Genomic DNA, 18,889 nt, shown 5'->3' with positions numbered 1-18,889 from the left:
GGCGACGGCAGCAACGACAGGATCGGCACCAGGCCGCGATGGCCGATGGTTTCCCGCAACGCCGCCGAGTCCAGCCCGGCCGGCCATTTCAGCGCCAACTGGTCCGACAGCCCCAGGATCGGATCTCCGCCGATGGTGCGGAGGCTCTGCTGGCGCAACTGGACGATGTGGCGGTGCAGCGAGCGCGCACCGACAAGCGATCGCCGTCGCGCAACCGATCGACGCGCCGGCCGTTGAGCGCATGGGACGCGGTCATCGGCGCGGAACTCAGAGGCGGTCGATCGAAAACACCAGGGTGGTGCCGCGCACACTGAAGCTGGCGGTCCGGCCGTTCGGCGCGAACGCCACCGACGGGCCGTCGCGGCGGCCGCCGCCGACCGCGCCGACGCGCAGGCGCACGCGGTCGCCGACCTCGAGGGCCTGGCCGTGGAAGCGCAGCTGGGCCAGGTCGACGCGGTGGGTCTGGCCGGTGCGCAACCCGCCGAAACGGTGGGTCTGGCCGATCAGACGGTCGCCGGCGAGGCGCTGGACGACGAAGCGGGCGATGAATCCGGCGTTGTTGACGCAGGCCAGGTGCTGGACGAACAGTTCGGGCTCGACGGACTCTGCGGGGGTGCCGGAGGGGTGCATGACGGGCGCCTCTTGCGCGCGGAGCGGTGCGCAGCCGGTGCGGGAAGCGCCGTCGCCGGCGCGATGCGACGGCGCGCCGGCCCGTCGGTGTTTACGCCGGGCCGGGCGCGCTCGACAATGCGAACGGTTTTCCCCCGGTGGATCGGACATGCGCGCGTTGATCGGTTTGTTGGCGGGACTGGCGTTGCTGGGCGGCAGCGGCTGCGCCGTGGTCAAGGTCAAGGAGCGCGCGTTCGGCGACATCGCCGCCGAGCGCAGCGTCGATGCGCTCAGCGGCGGCCGGCTCAGCATCGCCTCGTCCACCGCGTTGAATTCTGCCGGCCTGGACCCGGCCGCGTGCGCGCGCGATCCCGATCCGTGCGTCGCGCAGCTGCGTCCGCTGGCTCCGGCCGAGGAGTGGCTGGCGACGGCGGCCGAGCTGCAGCTGCTGCGCATGAACGCCTTGCCGGCGACGGTGGAGCGCAGCGCCGAGTCCGGCGCGTTCAAGCGCTCGGGCCAGGCCGCGGCCGAGATCGCGCGGGTGCCGGCCGATGTCGCCGCCGCCGACCCGCGCACCCAGGCCGCGGTCGCCACCGCGCGCTACGCCTACGCGTATCTGTTCGCGACCGCGCGCACGCCGGAGCAGCGCGTGTTCGAGGCGCGCCAGCAGCAGGTGCTGCAGTACTACAACCGCGCGGTCGAGGCCATCGCCCAGGCCGCGTTCGCGGCCAGCGCCGGCAAGGCCGAGGCGGCGACGCTGGACATCGGCGGACTGCAGTTGGGCGCGGTGCTGCACGGTTACGACCCCTCCGACATCCAGCAGGACCCGCAGGCGCTGCTGGCCTCCGACACGCTCGGCTTCGCCAACCTGCGCGCGGTGTACCGGCGCGACGGCTTCGGCACCGCGCTGGTCGCGGTGTTCCCGCCGCGCCGCGGCGCCGGCGCGGCGGCCGCGAGCGCCGCATCGGCGGAGGGTTCGCAAAGCGCGGACGTCGCGAACGCGGCCGCCGCCGATGCCGCCCCGGCCGCCGCGTCCTACCGGTTCGCGAACGCGCCGCGCCGGCGCGCGGCCGCCGGCGCCCGCGACGATGCGCCTTACCGCGACACCCGCTACCTGCCGGTCACCGTGACCCTGCGCTTCGACGGCGAAGGCCTGGAGGGCGTGCTCGCCAGCCGCAGCGCGCAGCTGGATGTGTACAACCCCTACCGCATCGACAGCGAGACCATCGCCGGGCGCAAGGTGCCGCTGGCGGCGAACTACTCGGCCGCCTACGGCATCTGGCTGGCGCGCTCGGAACTGGCGCGGCTGAGCCTGTCGAGCCTGCTGCGGCCCAAGCAGGCGCGCGCGTTCAAGCCGCGCGTCTACCTCAACCAGCCCTACGATCCCGACAAGCGCGTGATCGTGCTGATCCATGGCCTGGCCAGCAGCCCGGAAGCCTGGGTCAACCTCGCCAACGAACTGCTCGGCGACGAATCCCTGCGCCGCCGCTACCAGCTGTGGCAGGTGTTCTATCCGACCAACATCGACATGCTGTCCAACCGCGCCGCGATCGCGTCGGCGCTGCAGCAGACCTTCCAGCACTACGACCCGCAGGGCGACGACGTCGCCAGCCGCGACGCGGTGCTGGTCGGCCACAGCATGGGCGGGGTGATCGGGCGGCTGCTGCTCAGCGACAGCGGCGGCCACGTCGCCGATGCGATGCTCGACGGGCTGGACCCGGCGCTGATCGCGCGCGTGCGCAAGGACCCGATGCTGCGCCAGCTGACCGTGTTCGAGCCGATGCCGCAGTTCGGCCGCGCGGTGTTCATGGCCTCGCCGCAGCGCGGCGCGGTGGTCACCGACGGCTGGCCGCTGCGGATGGTGCGCAAGCTGATCCGGCTGCCGCTGGACGTGCTGCGCGAGACCGCCGAACTGATCCAGCGCTACGACGTCAGCGAATCCGACCTGGAGCGCATCGGCTTGCGCAAGGGCAAACCGCCGACCGGCCCGGACGACCTGAGTCCGAACTCGCGCTTCATGCACGCGACCCGCGACCTGTCGATCGAACCGGGCCTGCCGTACCACGTCATCGTCGCCCAGCGCGATCCGACGCTGGCCCTGGCGCAGTCCAGCGACGGCGTGGTGCCGTACCCGAGCGCGCACATGGACGGCGCGGTGTCGGAGAAGGCGATCGTGTCCGGCCACAGCGTGCAGGAAACCCCGCAGGCGATCGCCGAGTTGCGGCGGATCCTGCATGAGGATGCGGCGACGTACGAGAGCCGCGGCAAGCGTTGAGCGCCGCCGCCGCGGCCGCTACGCTCAGCGGTGCGCGGGCTGCGGCTGCGATTGGGTCTGGGTTTCGCTCTGCACCGGCACGGGCGTCGGCGTTTCGCGCGGCAGCGCCGACGACTGCCGGCTCGATTCCTCCACCGGCGTGCGCAGCGCGTCCTGCATCGCGACGCCGGCGCGGCGATGCGCGGGGTCGTCGAACCCGCCCTGGACGACGAACACGCTGCGGCCTGAGCCGACGTCGGCGCCGATCACGACGTGGTCGGCGCGCTCGATGCCGGCGCGGCGTGCCTCCACGGTCAAGGCCGCGGCCAGGCGCTCGCTTTCCTGCGCATTCCGGTGCAAGGGGTGCCCCTGCGCGCCGAGCTTGTCGTGGATGCCCTGGTACAGCGCATGGTCGGGATGTTGCGGACTGCGCAGATCCGAATCGGGCACCGGCGCGGGCGCCAAGGCCGGCGCGGCAGCGGGCGCGACCGCCGGCGCCGCGGCCGTCGGGCGATTGTTGCGGACGTAGTCGTGGGAATCGATGGTGTGGTCGAAGTTCGACGGTTCCGGCCGGCGGCCGCCGACATCGTAGTAGGGCAGGCGCTCGCCGGCGTGGCGGCCGAGGTTGATGCCGTTGCGCTCGAGCGTGCGCTCGCTCAGGCCGAGCGAGCGCATGTCGATTTCGATCCGCGGCGCGTTCGCGGGCGCGTGTCCGCGGTCGAGTTCGAGCCGGGCCAATTCGCCGATGTAGCGCGCGCCGTACAGGTTGCTGTAGTCCGAGCCGCCGCGATGGCCGAGCCGCGCGTCGCCGGCCGACTTGTCGAAGTAGTACTCGCCCATCGCGCGGACGTTGGCGGCGTTGTCCGGCGAAATCGATTGGTCGGCCTCCAGCGTCAGGTTGCGCCTGAGCCGATACGAAGGATTGCTGTCGGAGCCGTTCTGTTCGATGAAGTCGGCCGCGCGCGGCGAGGATTTGTAGATATCTTCCAGGGTCAGATTGGAGTCGGTCTCGCGCAGCGCGCCGACCATCGCGTTCCAGCCCTGGATATGCGCGCGCGCTTCGTTGTCGCGGTGCGCCTGCATCACCGTCGTCAGCGCCGGCGTGTAGTTGTGGACCGTCGCATCGCTGGCGGCCATCGTGCGCGCCTGCTCGGTGAAGGCCTGGCGCGCCTGATCCATCGGCGTCTGGGTCTGGCCCGGCGCGATCCGTCCGTGCTGCACTTCGTGGCCGAGCACGAAAGTCATGTTGTTGGCGTCGTACTTGTCGGTCAGGTCGTCCAGGCCCAAGGCCATCGTGCGGTCGCGCGAGACGAAGCTGCCGCCGGCATGGGCGTCGCTCTTGAGTTTGAAATGCAGCAGCTCGCGGCTGTCGGCCGCCGCGTTCAATTGCCGGGTCAGCGCCGGCGAACGGACGATCGCCGCCTCCAGGTTGCGCGCGGCTTCCGCGGTGACGCCCGATTGGCCTGCGAACTCGTCCAGGCGCGCGCGCAATTGCGTTCCGATGGGTTCGCCGCTCATGCTGCCTCCGTGCGTTGCTGGCGTTATTCGACCGTGATCAGGCTGACGCACTCGTGCTCGTAGGCGTCGTCGGATTCGGCGCGGGTGTAGATGCGGATCCACAACTGCGGACGCTGGAAGCTCCAGCCCAGCGGCCGGTCGTGCTCGGCCGTCATCGGGCTGCGCTGGTAGCCCAGGCCTTCCAGGGTCGCCGCGTAGCGCTCGAAATCGGGGCGGCAGATCGCGCTGGCGTCGGCATCCTCGCGCTTGCGCCGGTATTCGAAGCGCAATTGCTGGCGCTGCGAGCCGGCCGGCACCAACAGCTCGAGCGAGTAACCCCAATCCGGCCCGAGCGAGGCGCCGGTGCGGGCGCTGTTTTCGGAGCGTTGCAGGCTCCAGCCGGTATCGCGCTCGATCCGTTGCGCGCTGAGCTGCTCGCGCGCGCCGAGGCCGGCGAGCAGTTTCAACACGGTTTCGCCGACGGCTTCGGCGTCGGCCGTGCGGCCGGGAGATTCGTCGGAAGGATGCATCCTGGACTCCTTGACGGACACCTTGGCCGGACCGGCCGCGGCGCAGGCGCTCAACAACACGATGCTCAATGCGCAGGCGAGCGCCGGGGCGGTTCGGCCGGAAGCGGTACAGGCTGGGCGAAAGCGGAAAGGCATCCGAGGCGTCCTGCGTGCGTCGGCTTGGTATAGATCAAACCGCGGGCGCGGACAAGCAGCAGCGCGAATCGCTGGATAAGTTATGGATTTTTTGCGCCCCGATCGGGCCACGGTCCGGCCAGGCTCCGCGCGCGGCGGAGCCTGGCCGCACACCGCGATCAATGGTGCGAGTTGGCCGAAATCCCGCCGCCCTTGCCGTCGGGCACCAGCATGCGCACGTTCTGCATCATGCCGCGGTCCTCGTGGTCGAGGATGTGGCAGTGCAGGACGTATTCGCCGATGTAGCGCTCGTAGCGGGTGCGGATCACCACGTTGTAACCCTGCTTGACGAACAAGGTGTCCTTCCAGGTGCCGCGCAGGTTGGCGTACTGCGGGTCGGAGGCTTCGCCGCTCTGGCTGACGTCGTTGCCCTTGGGGTCGTAGATCGCCACGACCTGGAACGGATTGACGTGGATGTGGAAGGGATGGCCGCCGCGCTTGGAGGTCAGCGTCCATTCCTCGGTGCGGCCCAGCACCAGGTCGCGCGCCTGGGTCGGCGCGTAGGAATTGCCGTCGACCTGGTACTGGTCGTCGTCGGTGATGTTGAAGAACAGCGACTGCTGGCCGTTCACCTCGTCCTTGGGAATGTCGCGGTGCGGCACGAACGCGCTCAGCCGCAGGCCGTCGTCCAGATCGGCGAGCACCCGCTGTTGCACGTCGGCGGGCATGTTGCGCTGGGCCGAGGCTTTGAGCTGGCGCGCGATCAAGGCGCGCGTGTCGATCCGCTCGGCGAGGCCGCTGACTTCGGCGATGCCGAGCAACTGGCGGTCCTCGGCGGCCTGGGTGACGCTGGCGTTGGCCGGCGCGGCCGCGTCGATCACGCAGTAGCGGCCGGGGCGCGGGAACGCCACCAGCACGTCGCTGCGGTAGCCCGGCTGCAGCACGTTCTCGCGCTTTTCGATCATCTGCCCGTGGGTGAGGCCGTCGGCGGCGACTTCGAACTGGCTCAGCACCTCGCCGGTGCAGTTCTTGCCGACCCAGGTTTCCAGCGCGTCGCCGGCCAGCCCCGCCGGCGACGAGGCGCGGCTGCGCAACTCGCGCAGTTGCAGGTTGACGGTGTCGCGCACGCCGGCGTGCAGCAGCCGCCAGCGCTCCAGCCGGCCGGCCAGCAGGCCGGAGAAGGTCGGCAGCACCACGCCGTTGACGCTGGTGTAGCGCCCGGACTTCTGCCAGGTGCCGAAGCCGAACTGGTCTGCGTAGTTGTCGATCCGGCCGACGTCGCCCGGATCGCAGATCCAGGTGCCGTCGGCGGCGGTCTTGATCTTGCCGGCGTCGTTGCGGCAGGCGTAGGCGACCTGCTGGAACATCAGCAGCCGCTCGGGCATCGGCTGCTCCGCCGAGGCGTCGCGCAGCAGGGTGTCGAGGTCGCCGTTGCGGGTCGGCGAGGGCAGGCGCTGGCCGCGCACCAGCAGCGCGCCGGCCATGCCGCTGGAAACCTGCAGCGCGGTCGAGCCGTGCAGGTGCGGGTGGTACCAGAACGTCCCGGCGGGATGGTCGGCCGGCAGGTTGTATTCGTACTCGAACGCCACGCCCGGACGCAGGGTCAGCAGCACGTTGTCGCTGTTGCCGGTCGGGCTGACCCACAGGCCGTGCGAGTGCAGGTTGGTGGAGTTGAAGCAGTGCGGCGTGTTGAGGCTGGGCTGGGCGCAGTCGGGTTCGGGCTTGAGGTCGTTCTTGAGCGCGATGCGCACGGTCTCGCCGGGCGCGGTGACCACGGTGGGGGCGACGAAGGGAATCGCCGGGTCGGTGCCGGGGCTCTTGTAGGAGCGCAGCTCGACGGTGTCGTAGCGCGAGCTCGCCGGGTTCCAGATCCGCGAAGTGGTCGTATCGACGACCAACTCGAGCCGCGCCTCGCGCGTGTCCAGCGGCCGCGCGCCTTCGGCGGTGAGCAGCTTCTGCGCGGCCTGCGGCGCGTCGGTGGAGCGCAGCATGCGCGCCAGCACCGGCGGCGCGGCGGCGCGCTCGGCGGCGGCCTCCTGGGCCAGCGCTGCGCCGGGCATGGCCAAGGCCAGGCACAGCGCCAGCGCGTTGCGCGGGCGCAGTGCGGCGGGCGCGGATTTGGGAACGGAAATGTCCATGCGGAACCCCTGTGGCATGAAGCGTGCCGTCGCGGCACGGTGGTGCCGGCGCGCGCGGCGCGAACGGGCGCGCCGCGCCGCGTCGGCGGCTCGGTGAGTCGGCTTGCGTGTCGTCCCCTGCGGCGCCGCACGCCGCAGCGGTCGCGGCGCGGGCGGAGCGCGGCCCCGCGCGGGCGGGGGCCGTTCGACGCTGCGTGGAGCGCCGCGCGCGGTTCGCCGGACTGGCGCGAACCCGTTCGCGATGCGCGTCCTGCTGCGGCACCGAGTGCGGGCCGTCGCAATCGCGGCGGCCGTTCGCGCTCGCTTGATGAACGGCGAAAGCCGGGGCGGCAGGACAGCGCGGCGTGTCGCTGTGAAGTCGGGTGTGGGGTCCGGGCTGGGCGTGGTTCGATGCGTTCGCCGGCATTGCGCGCCGGGCGATGCGCGCGAAGTCGTCGAGCGCGGCGACGCGGCGCAGCGAGGCCCGGCTTGCGTCGCGTTGCGCACCGGACGCGACGTTGCGCGCAGGCGTATGCGGCCGCAGTGTGTTCGCGGCGAAGTGTGGCGCTCCATCCGCCGGATCGCGGGCGTGGGCGTACCGGTCGGTGCTATGGAGGTTTGGGCGCGCTCGCTCGCCGCGGCTGCGCCGGCCCGGTTCGGACGCGCGCCGGGCACCCACCGAGCGACGCCTAGGCGACGCCGCTGCGGCCTGGGACACGAATCGCCTGCGACGAGCGCCACGGGCGGAGTGCGGTTTGGCGCAAATCGCGCGGGCCCTCCCTGTTCAGGTTCGGCCGCGCCGCGCGCCGCGACTCGCCGCAGCCCGCCGCGGGGTTTCGCCTGTCATCGGTAACAAGCCTTGCGCCGCAAGGTTTTCGCGTTGGAGGGCGGTTTCGCGCGAGAGCGTTTCAAATGAACCGGCAAGTTCTGTTTTGCAGTGCAGCGTGCAAAGCCGCTAACGCTTCCTTCACGATCAGCACGCATCCCGACGTGGGGGAGGGAGCAAGCCCGCAACCGGTTCATCCGGGAGCGGGCTTTTTTATTGCCCAGCGTTTTTATCCGCAGCGTCGCCGAGCGCAGGCGCTGCGTCCAGCGGCAGCGGCGGCCCCGGCGCGCCGGGCCAGCGCGAAACGCGCTTGCGGCAGCGGCGTCGGGGCGCGGCCCGCGATCCGGCCCGCCGCCATCGCCATGCGATCATCGCGCGCATGCACGCTTCCGTTCCTGCCGCCGCGGCCGCCACCGACTTCTCCGCCCTGACCGAACGCGCACTCGCGCGCCTGCGCAACGCCTGCGACGACGCGCGCGCCGCGCTCGAAGACGCGGCGCTGGCCGCGCGGGTGGCGCGCGTGGCGGTGGTCAGCGACTTCGCCATCGACACCCTTGCGCGCCAGCCCGCGCTGCTGCTCGCGCTGGCCGCCGACGACGGCGCCCAGCCGTTGCCGCCGCCGCAGTTGGACGCCGAAGGCCGCGCCGACTGGGGCACGCGCCTGCGCCGTTACCGCGCCGCCGGTTCAACCCGGCTGATCTGGCGCGACGCGCTCGGCCTGGACGGAGTCGGCGACACCTTGCGCGGCAGCACCGAACTGGCCGAAACCTGCCTGCGCCTGGCCCACGACGCGCTCGAGGACGAGTTCGAGCGCCGCTACGGCGCGCTGCGCACGCCGGCCGGCGAACGCGTGCGGCTGGTGGTGTTCGGCCTGGGCAAGCTCGGCGGCGGCGAGTTGAACTTCAGTTCCGACGTCGATCTGGTCTACGCCTACGAGCACGACGGCAGCACCGAGTTCGACGGCCGCGACGCCGCGCGCGCGCTCGACGCGGAAACCTACTTCGCCAAGCTCGGCCAGCAGTTGGCGCGATTGCTCGACGAACTCACCGCCGAGGGCTTCAGCCATCGCGTCGACCTGCGCCTGCGCCCGTACGGCAACGCCGGCCGGGTGGCGTGGTCGTTCGCGGCGATGGAGCAGTACTTCCAGCGCGAAGGCCGCGACTGGGAACGCTACGCCTGGCAGAAGGCGCGGCCGGTGGCGGGCGATCTCGACGCCGGCGAGCGCTTCGTCGACGCGCTGCGGCCGTTCGTGTACCGGCGCTATCTCGACTTCGGCGCGCTCGACGGCCTGCGCGCGATGAAGGCGGCGATCAGCGCCGAGGTCGCGCGCAAGGAACTGGCCGACGACATCAAGCGCGGGCCCGGCGGCATCCGCGAGATCGAATTCCTGGTGCAGGCGCTGCAGCTGATCCGCGGCGGCCGCGAGGCCGAGCTGCGCGGCCGGCGCCTGCTGCCGGCGCTGGCGACGCTGGTCGCGCAGCGCCAGATCGGCGAGGACGCCGGCGACGCGCTGGCCGACGACTACCGCTTCCTGCGCCGGCTGGAAAACCGCCTGCAGATGCTGCGCGACGCGCAGACCCACGCCTTGCCCGCCGGCGAGGCCGAGCGCGCGCGCATCGCCGCCGGCCTGGGCTACGCCGACTGGGACGCGCTGCGCGCCGAACTGGAACGCCGCCGCGAACGCATCACCGCCGAATTCGACGCGCTGCTGGCGCCGCGCCGGCGCCGCGCCGCGCCCGACGCGCTGACCGCGTACTGGCGCGCGCTGCCGGAGGCCGGCGAGGCGCAGGCGCTGCTGGACGCCGGTTTCGACGCCGCCGCCGACGCCGACGCGGCGCTGCGCGATTTCGCCCGCAGCCCCGGCGTGCGCGGCCTGTCCGACGCCGCGCGCGCGCGCCTGGACCGGGTGCTGCCGGCGCTGCTGCAGGCCGCGGCGGCGTCGAGCCAGCCGATGCTCGCGCTCAAGCGTTTGCTGGCGCTGCTGCACAACGTCCTGCGCCGCAGCGCCTATCTGGCCTTGCTCGACGAACAGCCGGCGGCGCTGTCGCGCTTGGTCGAGGTGGTCTCGCGCAGCGCGCTGCTGGCCGAGCGGCTGGCCTCGCACCCGTTGTTGCTGGACGAATTGCTCGATGCGCGCGTGGCCGGCCCGCTGCCGGACCGCGAGGAACTGCTCGCCGCCTGCGCCGGCTTCGATGCCAGCGGCGATGTCGAGGAAGCCTTGCAGGCGATCAACGAAACCCGGCAGGCGCTGAGCTTCCGCATCGCGATGGCGCTGCGCGACGGCCGCCAGTCGGCCGAGGACAGCGCGCGCCAGCTGGCCTGGCTGGCCGATGCGGTGGTGGCGCAGGTGCTGGCGATGGCCCAGGCCGAAGTCGCCGCCGCGCACGGCCGGGTGCCCGGCGCGCGTTTCGCCGTGCTCGGCTACGGCAGCCTCGGCGGCGAGGAACTGGGCTTCGGCTCCGACCTGGATCTGGTGTTCTTGTACGAAGCGCCCGCGGTCGAGGGCGGCGCGGCGTCCGACGGCGCGCGCTCGCTCGACGCGACGCGCTGGTTCGCGCGGCTGGCGCAGAAGATCGTCGCCCTGCTCGGCGCGGTCACCGCGGCCGGGCGCTTGTTCGATGTCGATGTGCGCTTGCGGCCGGACGGCGCCAAGGGCCTGCTGGTGTCGTCGCTGGCCAGCTTCGCCGACTACCAGGACGAGCGCGCCTGGACCTGGGAGCATCAGGCGCTGGTGCGCGCGCGCTTCGTCGCCGGCGACGCCGACCTGCACGCGCGCTTCGACGACGTCCGCGCGCGCACCCTGGCCCGCGCGCGCGACGGCGACAAACTGCGCGGCGACGTCGCGGCGATGCGCGCGCGCATGCGCGCCGAGCTCGACCGCAGCGACGCGGCGTTCTTCGACCTCAAGCAGGGCGAAGGCGGCTTGGTCGACCTGGAATTCCTGCTGCAGTACCTGGTGCTGCGCGACAGCGCGCGCGCGCCGGCGCTGCTGGCGCCGCGCGATACGCCCGGCTTGATCGCGGCCGCGCGCGCGGCCGGCGGCTTGTCGCCGGAACATGCCGAGGGCTTGTTGCGAGCGCATGCGGTGTTGCTCGCGGCGGGGCTGGAATGCACGCTGGACCGGCGCCCGCGGCGGGTGGCCGAGACCGATGCGATCGCTGCCGCGCGCCGCGCGATCGGCGCGGCGATGAGCGAGCACGGCTTGCGGGCGGCGTCGTGAGGCGGCGCGAACGCTCGCCGGTGGGGAGCCCGCGGTGATCGACCACGACGCCCGCGACATGATCTCGGTCTGGATCGGCACCACCACCCAGGCCGACGCGTTCGACCGCTACACCCAGGGCATGGAAGAACAGGGCTCGGGTTGCCCGGCGCACCGCGATTTCGGCTGCGGCTTCATCGATTCGGATTTTTTCGTCGCCTACGTCACCGTCGGCGCGCGGGCGGTGCCGGTCGAGGAACTGGTGCTCGAAGTCGGCACGTATTCGCCCGCCACCGACCGCGCGATCGTCGCCCGCTGCCACGAGTTGGGCATCGCCGCGGGCAACGCGCTGTACTACTACGACCGCTGCGCCTTCATCGAAGAACAGCCGGGACGGCTGTACAACGAACTGCGCTTCATCGGCAGCTTCGACAACTCGCGGCCGCGCCGCGCGCGCTGAGGCGGGCGCGCGGTCAGTCCTGCAAGCCCAGGCGACGCCGGACCTCGCGCGCCACCCGCGCGGTCTCGCGCAGCGGCTCCACCGGGAACGGCCGCAGGTGCGGATCGAACGCATGCGCCCGGCGCAGGCCGATCAGGCTGTCGACGAAGCGGCGCGGCCGCCCTTCGACCCGGTCGATGCCGAACACGAACAGCGGCGCGCGCGTGGCCGCGGCCTCGGACAGCATGTTGACCGAGTCGGCGGTGCAGACGATGCGGTCGGCCCAGCCGAGCAGGCCCGGGTAGGGGTTGGCGCCTTCGCCGGGCTCGTACCACGACACCTGCGGCAGCGACGCCAGGCGTTCGCGCAGGCGCGCGCGGATGTCCGCCGGGGTGCGCCGCGAGGTCGTCGCCAGCAGGCTGCCGCCCTCGCGTTCGAGCTGCGCCGACAGGCGCGAGGCCAGCGCGTCGAAGGCGGCGCGGTCGAAGCGGGCGTGGGCGCTGGAGCCGCCCAGCAGCAGCGCAGTGCGCGGGCCGGGCAGTTCGCCGAAGGCGGGGAAGGTCTTGCGCGCGCCGGCCAGCCACAGGTCGTCGACCGGGTTGAGGCTGCCGAGCAGGGTGATCACGTTGGGCCCGCGCAGGCCGTCGTGCTCGGGCGCGATCACCAGGTCCCAATGCATGGGCGGCAGGCGCGGGTCGAGGATCTGCACCGCGCGCGCGCCGGTCTCGCGCATCAGCCGGGTCGCCAGCGCGGCCTGGCGGCCGCAGCCGATGGCGAGGGCCGGGCGGGCGCCGCTCAGCGCCTGCGCGAATTCCTCGCCGAAGGCCCGTTCCGACCCCGGCAGCCGGCGCGGCGACAGCCAGCGCCACGGCGCCCGCGGTTGCAGCAGCCAATGCCGGGCCGGGCGCCCCAGGGCCAGGGCCAGCGCCGAGGCCTGGCGCTGGTTGCCGGCCAGCCCGTCGGTCAACAGCCAGGTTGCAGTAGTGGCGTCATTCTTCGCCGAAATGCTGTTTCGTTGCACAGATGCAGGTAATCCGTTCCGGGGGTGTCGATTTAGCGGCCGGGTCGAGACTCTACACTTCCGTCTCCCGATCACTTGCCCCAGCTTGGCAGCCCCATGGAGAAGACGATGTCCAAGGCCCTCCCCGACGACGCCCTCGATCAGCTGTTCCGCAGCGCCCGCACCCACAACGTGCTCGGCGGCGAGATCAGCGACGAGACGCTGCGCCAGCTCTACGACCTGACCAAGTGGGGCCCGACCAGCGCCAACGGCTCGCCGGCGCGGTTCGTGTTCGTAAAGTCCCCGCAGGCCAAGGAGAAGCTGCGCCCGGCCCTGTCGGAAGGCAACCTGGCCAAGACCCTGGCCGCGCCGGTCACCGTCATCGTCGCCCACGACCTGGAGTTCTACGAAAAGCTGCCGTATCTGTTCCCGCACGACGACGCGCGCAGCTGGTTCGCCGGCAACGACGCGGCGATCAACGTCACCGCGTTCCGCAACGGCAGCCTGCAGGGCGCCTACCTGATCCTGGCCGCGCGTTCGCTGGGCCTGGACACCGGCGCGATGTCGGGCTTCGACAACGCCAAGGTCGACGAGGCCTTCTTCGCCGGCACCAAGATCAAGTCCAACTTCCTCATCAACCTGGGCCACGGCGACCACGACAAGCTGTTCCCGCGCTCGCCGCGCCTGCCGTTCGACGAGGCCGCGCGCATCGAGTGATGCGTGCGCGCCGGCACGGTTCCGCGCTGGCGCCGCCCTGGCGCGGCGCGGGCCGGGCGATAGTGGTTCCCCCGCAACACCGCCGTACCTACAACGACCAGCGTCCACCCGACGACATTCCGAGGAGTTCTCCAATGAAGCGCATCCTGCTCGCCGCCGCCCTGGGCCTGGCTTTCGCCGGCGCCGCCACCGCCGCCCCGGTGACCTACAAGATCGACCCCAACCACACCGACGTGGTCGCCAGCTGGAGCCACTTCGGCTTCTCCAACCCGATCGCGCACTTCGGCAAGGTCGACGGCAGCATCACCTACGACCAGGCCAAGCCCTCGGCGTCCTCGGTGCAGGTGACCATCCCGCTCGACGGCCTGGATTCGCACGTCGGCGATTTCGACGAGCACCTCAAGAGCGCCGATTTCTTCGACGCCGCCAAGTACCCGAACATCACCTTCAAGAGCACCAAGGTCGAAGCGGCCGGCGCCAACAAGCTCAAGGTGACGGGCGACTTGACCGTGCACGGCGTGACCAAGCCGGCGGTGCTGGACGTCAACATCAACAAGATCGGCGAGCAGCCGATGGCCAAGCGCGCGGCGGCCGGCTTCGACGCCACCACCACGCTCAAGCGCAGCGAGTTCGGCATCGGCAAGTACGTGCCCAACGTCAGCGACGAGGTCAAGATCCGCATCACCACCGAAGCGATCGTGCCGAAGAAGTAAGCGGCCGCGCTTGCGAACGGCGTCGCCCGCGGGCGGCGCCGTTCGCGTTTTTGCCGCCCGAAGCGCGCCGCGTTGCGCGCTAAAATGGCGCGATGATCATCCAACGCCTTTCCCGCGAGCGCGGCCGGGTCCCGGCCGACGGCAGCGACAGCCTGCACACGTTCTCCTCGGGCGGCTATTACGACCCGGCATGGATGGGGTTCGGCGCGCTGCGCGTGCTGCGCGAAGTGCGGGCCGCGCCCGGCGCGGGCCTGGCCGTGCACCGTCACGCCAACATGGACGTCTTCAGCTACGTGCTGGAAGGCGCCATGGGTTTCGAAGGCGTGGCCGGCTCGGAGTTCGGCGAGGCCGCCGGCGGCGACGACACCGCCACGGGCGTGGTGCGCGCCGGCGAGCTGCAATGGCTCGGCGCCGGCCACGGCATGCGCCATCGCGCGTTCAACGCCGCGGCCGACGCGCCGCTGCGGTTCCTGCAGATTTGGATCCAGCCCGACCGGCTCAACGCCCGGCCCGCGTACGCGCTGTCGGCGGCGCCGGCCGCCGGCGACCGCGGCTGGGCCTTGCGCGCTTCGCGCGACGGCGGCGAGGGCGGGTTGCCGGTGCGCCAGGACCTGCGGCTATCCACGGCCACGCTCGCGGCGGGCGCGGCGCTGCGGTGCGCGCTCGACGTCGGCCGAGGGTACTGGCTGCAGCTGGTGAGCGGCGAGGCCGAGGCCAACGGCCGCGCCCTGGCCGCGGGCGACGCGCTCGGCTGGGTCGGCGAATCCGGCGAACTGGCGCTGACCGCCGGCGATCACGGCGCGCAAGCGCTGCTGCTGGAGCTGCCGCCGCCGGCGTGATCGCGGGCCTTGCCTGCGCCGCCGTCGCAGCGTCTGCTGCGCAGCCCCCGGCAGCCAACGGCCGCGCCGACGCGGCCTCGCCCGGCCGCGGCGCTTGGCCGCGTCTGGCGCGAACCCGGCGCCGCCGCGGCCTTGCCGCCGTTCGCGCGGCCGCGTACACGCGCCGCCGCGCCCACGCTGCTAAAATGCCTGCCCGCGTCGCCACCCGTCGTGCCCCATGACCACCGCAGCCAACGCCCACCCCACCCAGGCCAACGCCGATCAGCGCTACACCGTGACCCGCGCCGACCTGCCGCTGAGCTGCCCGCTGCCGTCGATGGCGCTGTGGAACTCGCATCCGCGCGTGTACCTGCCGATCGAGGCCGAGCGCGAGTGCCAGTGCCCGTACTGCGGCGCGCACTACACCCTGGTCGACTGACCCCGCCGCCATGAATCCGCCGCAGCCGACCCCCACGCGCCGGCTGACGGCGATGCAGTTGCTGCCGGCGCTGGAATCCGGCGGCGTCGAGCGTTCCACCCTGGAAATCGCCGATGCGCTGGTGCGCGCCGGCCACCGCGCGATCGTGGTCTCGGCCGGCGGCCGGCTGGTGCCGCGGCTGCTGCAGCTCGGCGCCGAGCACATCGAACTGCCGATCGGGCGCAAGTCGCCCTCGACCCTGCTGCATGCCTTCAAGCTGCGCCGGCTGATGACCGAGCTGGGCGTGGACGTACTGCACCTGCGCTCGCGCCTGCCGGCCTGGGTCGGCCTGCTGGCCTGGCGCGGCCTGCCCGACGGCGCGCGGCCGGCGCTGGTGACCACCGTGCACGGGCTCAACTCGCCCTCGCGCTACAGCCAGGTCATGACCCGCGGCGAGCGCGTGATCTGCGTGTCCGACACCGTCCGGGACTACGTGCTCCAACACTATCCCGACACCGACCCGTACAGGCTGCGGGTGGTGCCGCGCGGGATCGACCCGGCCGCGTTCCCGCGCGCGCCGTGGCCCGACCTCCAGGCGCGCGCCTGGGCCGCCGCGCAGCATCCGCAGCTCGCCGGCGACGGCCCGCTGCTGTTGCTGCCCGGCCGCGGCACCCGCCTGAAAGGCCATGCCGACGGCCTGCAATTGCTGGCCGACGTGCGCGCCGACGGCCTCGATGCGCGGCTGTGGCTGCCGGGCGCGCGCGAGCCGGGACGCGAGGACTACATCGAGGAAATGCAGCAGCTCGCGCAGGGCCTGGGCATCGCCGACGCGGTCGCCTTCGCCGCGCCGACCGACGCGATCGCGCGCGCCTACGCCGCCAGCGACCTGGTGCTGCAACTCTCGCGCAAGCCCGAGGCGTTCGGCCGCACCGTGGTCGAGGCGCTGGCCTGCGGCCGGCCGGTGCTGGGCTGGAACCACGGCGGCGTCGGCGAGCTGCTGGCGCGCCTGCAACCGCGCGGCGCGGTCGCGGCGTTCGATCCGCTCGCGCTCAAGCGCAGCGCTTGCGAATTGCTAACGCATGCGCCCGCGCCAGTGGATACGATGGCGTTTTCCCTGCGCGCCATGCAGGAGGCCACGCTTGCCGTCTATGCCGAACTCGTCGATGCCTGAGCCGGCCGCGCCGTCGCCGGGCGCGCCCGCGTCGTTCGCCGCGGATGCGGCCGGCGCGATGCGCGCGCCGCCGCCGCAGGAAATCGTCGGCTGGCGCTGGGCGCCGGTCTGGGTGCTGGCCTATGTCGCGCTGCTGTTCGCGCCGGGCTTCGCCGAGACCGTGTTGAGCCTGGGCGCGCTGACCATGCTGGTGAAGCTGGCGCTGGGGCGCATGCGCACCGGCCCGCGCCTGCTCAGCGACGCGGCCTGGGCGCTGACCAGCGCCTTGTTCGCGGCGTACTGGCTGCCCGAACTGGTCTCGGCGATCGACGCGGTCGATCCGGCGCGCGCGCTGCGCGAGGCCGCGGTGGACCTGCGCTATCTGCCGTTCCTGTGGTTGGTCGCCGCGGCGGTGGCGTCGCCGCGCGGACGCCGCATCACCTTCGGCGGATTGGCCGCGATCCTGGCGGTGTGGATCGCCGACGCGCTGCTGCAGGCGCTGTCCGGCGCGGTCGAGAGCCCGCTGTTCCGCGCCATCGACGCGGCCAAGCAGGCGATCAGCGGGCACGGCATGTGCACCGCGGGCGAACTGGCGGTGGTCGACCGCCTCGGCGGCGTGCTCGGCCCGTGCAACCTCAAGCTCGGCCAGGTCATCGCCAGCTTCTCGCCGTTTCTGCTGTACGCCGCCGGCCGCCGCTACGGCCTGGCCGGCTGGCTGGCGGCGACCGCGCTGACCGGCATCGTGGTGGTGCTGGCCGGCTCGCGCGCCTCGTGGATCACCTTCGCCCTGGTGCTGCTGCTCAGCGGCTGGCGCCTGCTGGGCTGGAAGAAGCTGCTGGCGCTGTTCGCCTGCGGCCTGCTCGCGCTGGTGGTGCTGGACCGCACCTCCAGCCAGGTGCACGAGCGGCTGGTACGCACCGCGCACATCGTCAGCGCCGACGTGGCCGGGCTCGACGACGCGCTGTCCGGGCGCGCGCGGATCTGGCGCGCGGCCGGTTGCATGATCGCCGCGCATCCGCTCAACGGCGTCGGCGCGCGCGGCTTCCGCGAAGCCTTCCCGGGCTGCGACCCGATGCCGGGGGTGACCACGTCGTGGGGCGACGGCCCGGCCCTGCACGCGCACCAACTGGTCCTGGAAGTGCTCAGCGAAACCGGCGCCTTCGGCCTGCTGCTGTGGCTGGCCGGCGCCGCGCTGGCGTGGCGCGCCTGGGCCTTCGCCGACGCGCAGGCGCGCGAACGCGCGCGTCCGGCGATGGTGGCGCTGGCGGTGACGGTGTTCCCGCTCAACACCCACCTGGCGTTCTATTCGACCTTCTGGGGCGGGCTGACGCTGCTGCTGGCGGCGTTGTATGCGGGCAGCCTGCTGGCCCAGCCGCGCAGCGAGTAGCTTTCATGCAGGAGCGGCGCAAGCCGCGACCGCGACATCGAAACTACGGCGAAGGTTGCGACGTAGCCGCGATGTGGCGGTCGCGGCTTGCGCCGCTCCTACAGGGAGCGGGCGCGGCTTACGGTTGCTGTTTGTACGGCGAGGTCATGCCTTGCGGCCGGCGCTTGAACCGGCGGTGGATCCACAGGTACTGGCTCGGCGCTTCGCGCACCATCGCCTCGATCTGGGCATTGACCCGCGCGCTGTCGGCGGTGGCGTCGCTGGACGGAAAATCGGGCAGCGGCGCGCCGACGCGCAGGATGTAGTCGGCGCCTTCGCGGCGATGGAAGAACGGCACCACCGCGCAGCCGGCCAGGCGCGCGAACTGGTGGGTGGCGGTGATCGTCGCCGCCGGCACGCCGAAGAACGGCGCGAACACGGTGTCCTTGCCGCGCATGTCCTGGTCCGGCGCGTACCACAGGAAGCCGCCCTGCTTGAGGTGGCGCATCGCCGGGCGGATCTCCTCGTTGGTGAACATGGCCGCGGCGTAGCGCAGGCGGCCGCGCTTGACCGCCCATTCCATCACCGGGTTGCGGTGCTTGCGGTACATGCCGGCCAGCGGCAGCCGGTCGCACATCAGCCGGCCGCACATCTCCAGGGTCATGAAGTGGCCGGAGATCATCAGCACGCCGCGGCCGGCGGCGCGGACCTCGTCGAGCAGTTCCACGCCCTCGATCCGCACCGTGCGCCGCATCGGCTCGACCCCGCCCCACCAGGCGCGGGCGAACTCGAAGAAGCCGATGCCCAGGTCGCGGAAACTCTCGCGCAGCAGGGTCTCGCGCTCGGCGTCGCTCTTCTCCGGGAAGCACAGCTTCAGGTTGATCTGCGCCGCGCGCCGGCGGGTGCCGGCCGCGCGCAGCGCGAACGCGCCGATCAGCGCGCCGAGCCGGCGCTGCAGGCCCCAGGGCAGGCGCGCGCCGGCGCACATCGCGGCCAGCGCCAGCCACATCGGCCACAGCCGCGGCGAGAGCAGGGAAGGACGGGGGGGCAGGGCGGGTTCGGCCATCGCGATAGTTTATTCGCTGCGGGCGGCGATGCTGTGAGCGCAACGCATTGCCCGGC

Annotated in this window: 15 protein-coding genes; 9 read left to right on the top strand and 6 right to left on the bottom strand. The window is 72.4% G+C overall.

Annotation, left to right across the window (positions count from 1 at the left end; all coding sequences use genetic code 11):
• Positions 1–267: 267 nt before the first annotated feature.
• Positions 268–630, bottom strand: coding sequence for a hypothetical protein (locus BLV01_RS20295; RefSeq protein ID WP_091804321.1), 363 nt, complete (start codon positions 628–630; stop codon positions 268–270).
• A gap of 148 nt (positions 631–778) precedes the next feature.
• On the opposite strand from BLV01_RS20295, the gene BLV01_RS20290 reads away from it, so the two are divergent.
• The gene (locus BLV01_RS20290; RefSeq protein ID WP_091804318.1) at positions 779–2,884 is read left to right on the top strand and encodes an esterase/lipase family protein; all 2,106 of its coding nucleotides are present in this window, start codon (positions 779–781) and stop codon (positions 2,882–2,884) included.
• Between the two features lie 24 nt (positions 2,885–2,908).
• Here the strand turns inward: BLV01_RS20290 and BLV01_RS26430 are convergent, their stop codons facing one another.
• The 3 genes from BLV01_RS26430 to BLV01_RS20275 form a co-directional block, all read right to left on the bottom strand.
• Positions 2,909–4,381, bottom strand: coding sequence for an XVIPCD domain-containing protein (locus BLV01_RS26430; protein ID WP_175486140.1), 1,473 nt, complete (start codon positions 4,379–4,381; stop codon positions 2,909–2,911).
• Positions 4,382–4,404: 23 nt separating this feature from the next.
• A complete protein-coding gene (locus BLV01_RS20280; protein ID WP_139178921.1) occupies positions 4,405–4,890 on the bottom strand; it encodes a hypothetical protein in 486 nt (161 codons plus the stop codon).
• Positions 4,891–5,183: 293 nt separating this feature from the next.
• Entirely contained in the window at positions 5,184–7,142 is a 1,959-nt protein-coding gene (locus BLV01_RS20275; RefSeq protein ID WP_091804310.1) for a multicopper oxidase family protein, read from the bottom strand.
• A 1,184-nt stretch (positions 7,143–8,326) separates the two neighbouring features.
• Between BLV01_RS20275 and glnE the strand changes: the two genes are divergently transcribed.
• The gene (gene glnE / locus BLV01_RS20270; RefSeq protein ID WP_091804307.1) at positions 8,327–11,167 is read left to right on the top strand and encodes a bifunctional [glutamate--ammonia ligase]-adenylyl-L-tyrosine phosphorylase/[glutamate--ammonia-ligase] adenylyltransferase; all 2,841 of its coding nucleotides are present in this window, start codon (positions 8,327–8,329) and stop codon (positions 11,165–11,167) included.
• A gap of 34 nt (positions 11,168–11,201) precedes the next feature.
• Entirely contained in the window at positions 11,202–11,606 is a 405-nt protein-coding gene (locus BLV01_RS20265; RefSeq protein WP_091804304.1) for an immunity 22 family protein, read from the top strand.
• Positions 11,607–11,619: 13 nt separating this feature from the next.
• Here the strand turns inward: BLV01_RS20265 and BLV01_RS20260 are convergent, their stop codons facing one another.
• Positions 11,620–12,552, bottom strand: a complete 933-nt coding sequence (locus BLV01_RS20260; RefSeq protein ID WP_254782707.1) for a mitochondrial fission ELM1 family protein — start codon at positions 12,550–12,552, stop codon at positions 11,620–11,622.
• 162 nt (positions 12,553–12,714) lie between these two features.
• On the opposite strand from BLV01_RS20260, the gene BLV01_RS20255 reads away from it, so the two are divergent.
• The 6 genes from BLV01_RS20255 to BLV01_RS20230 all read left to right on the top strand — a co-directional run bounded on the left by BLV01_RS20255 (position 12,715) and on the right by BLV01_RS20230 (position 17,788).
• Positions 12,715–13,302 carry a malonic semialdehyde reductase gene (locus BLV01_RS20255; protein WP_091804380.1) on the top strand — a complete coding sequence of 196 codons (588 nt, stop codon included), beginning with the start codon at positions 12,715–12,717 and terminating at the stop codon, positions 13,300–13,302.
• Positions 13,303–13,436: 134 nt separating this feature from the next.
• Positions 13,437–14,015, top strand: a complete 579-nt coding sequence (locus tag BLV01_RS20250; RefSeq protein ID WP_091804301.1) for a YceI family protein — start codon at positions 13,437–13,439, stop codon at positions 14,013–14,015.
• Between the two features lie 92 nt (positions 14,016–14,107).
• Positions 14,108–14,854, top strand: a complete 747-nt coding sequence (locus BLV01_RS20245) for a pirin family protein (RefSeq protein ID WP_091804298.1) — start codon at positions 14,108–14,110, stop codon at positions 14,852–14,854.
• 217 nt (positions 14,855–15,071) lie between these two features.
• Positions 15,072–15,272, top strand: a complete 201-nt coding sequence (locus BLV01_RS20240) for a zinc-finger domain-containing protein (RefSeq protein ID WP_057946305.1) — start codon at positions 15,072–15,074, stop codon at positions 15,270–15,272.
• Positions 15,273–15,282: 10 nt separating this feature from the next.
• On the top strand, positions 15,283–16,422 hold the full coding sequence (locus BLV01_RS20235) for a glycosyltransferase family 4 protein (protein WP_091804295.1): 1,140 nt from the start codon (positions 15,283–15,285) through the stop codon (positions 16,420–16,422).
• Between the two features lie 58 nt (positions 16,423–16,480).
• Entirely contained in the window at positions 16,481–17,788 is a 1,308-nt protein-coding gene (locus BLV01_RS20230) for an O-antigen ligase family protein (RefSeq protein WP_091804377.1), read from the top strand.
• Between the two features lie 118 nt (positions 17,789–17,906).
• Here BLV01_RS20230 and lpxL read toward each other — a convergent pair whose 3' ends face one another.
• On the bottom strand, positions 17,907–18,833 hold the full coding sequence (gene lpxL / locus BLV01_RS20225; RefSeq protein WP_091804292.1) for an LpxL/LpxP family Kdo(2)-lipid IV(A) lauroyl/palmitoleoyl acyltransferase: 927 nt from the start codon (positions 18,831–18,833) through the stop codon (positions 17,907–17,909).
• Between the last annotated feature and the right edge of the window lie 56 nt (positions 18,834–18,889).

The organism is Lysobacter sp. yr284 (assembly GCF_900107375.1).
Taxonomy (GTDB): domain Bacteria; phylum Pseudomonadota; class Gammaproteobacteria; order Xanthomonadales; family Xanthomonadaceae; genus Lysobacter.
This window is presented reverse-complemented; position numbering and strand designations above follow the sequence as displayed.

Coding starts and splice junctions, on each gene's coding strand:
- BLV01_RS20295 (WP_091804321.1), bottom strand. CDS start 630: ATGCACCCCTCCGGCACCCCCGCAGAGTCCGTCGAGCCCGAACTGTTC.
- BLV01_RS20290 (WP_091804318.1), top strand. CDS start 779: ATGCGCGCGTTGATCGGTTTGTTGGCGGGACTGGCGTTGCTGGGCGGC.
- BLV01_RS26430 (WP_175486140.1), bottom strand. CDS start 4,381: ATGAGCGGCGAACCCATCGGAACGCAATTGCGCGCGCGCCTGGACGAG.
- BLV01_RS20280 (WP_139178921.1), bottom strand. CDS start 4,890: ATGCATCCTTCCGACGAATCTCCCGGCCGCACGGCCGACGCCGAAGCC.
- BLV01_RS20275 (WP_091804310.1), bottom strand. CDS start 7,142: ATGGACATTTCCGTTCCCAAATCCGCGCCCGCCGCACTGCGCCCGCGC.
- glnE (WP_091804307.1), top strand. CDS start 8,327: ATGCACGCTTCCGTTCCTGCCGCCGCGGCCGCCACCGACTTCTCCGCC.
- BLV01_RS20255 (WP_091804380.1), top strand. CDS start 12,715: ATGTCCAAGGCCCTCCCCGACGACGCCCTCGATCAGCTGTTCCGCAGC.
- BLV01_RS20250 (WP_091804301.1), top strand. CDS start 13,437: ATGAAGCGCATCCTGCTCGCCGCCGCCCTGGGCCTGGCTTTCGCCGGC.
- BLV01_RS20245 (WP_091804298.1), top strand. CDS start 14,108: ATGATCATCCAACGCCTTTCCCGCGAGCGCGGCCGGGTCCCGGCCGAC.
- BLV01_RS20240 (WP_057946305.1), top strand. CDS start 15,072: ATGACCACCGCAGCCAACGCCCACCCCACCCAGGCCAACGCCGATCAG.
- BLV01_RS20235 (WP_091804295.1), top strand. CDS start 15,283: ATGAATCCGCCGCAGCCGACCCCCACGCGCCGGCTGACGGCGATGCAG.
- BLV01_RS20230 (WP_091804377.1), top strand. CDS start 16,481: ATGCGCGCGCCGCCGCCGCAGGAAATCGTCGGCTGGCGCTGGGCGCCG.
- lpxL (WP_091804292.1), bottom strand. CDS start 18,833: ATGGCCGAACCCGCCCTGCCCCCCCGTCCTTCCCTGCTCTCGCCGCGG.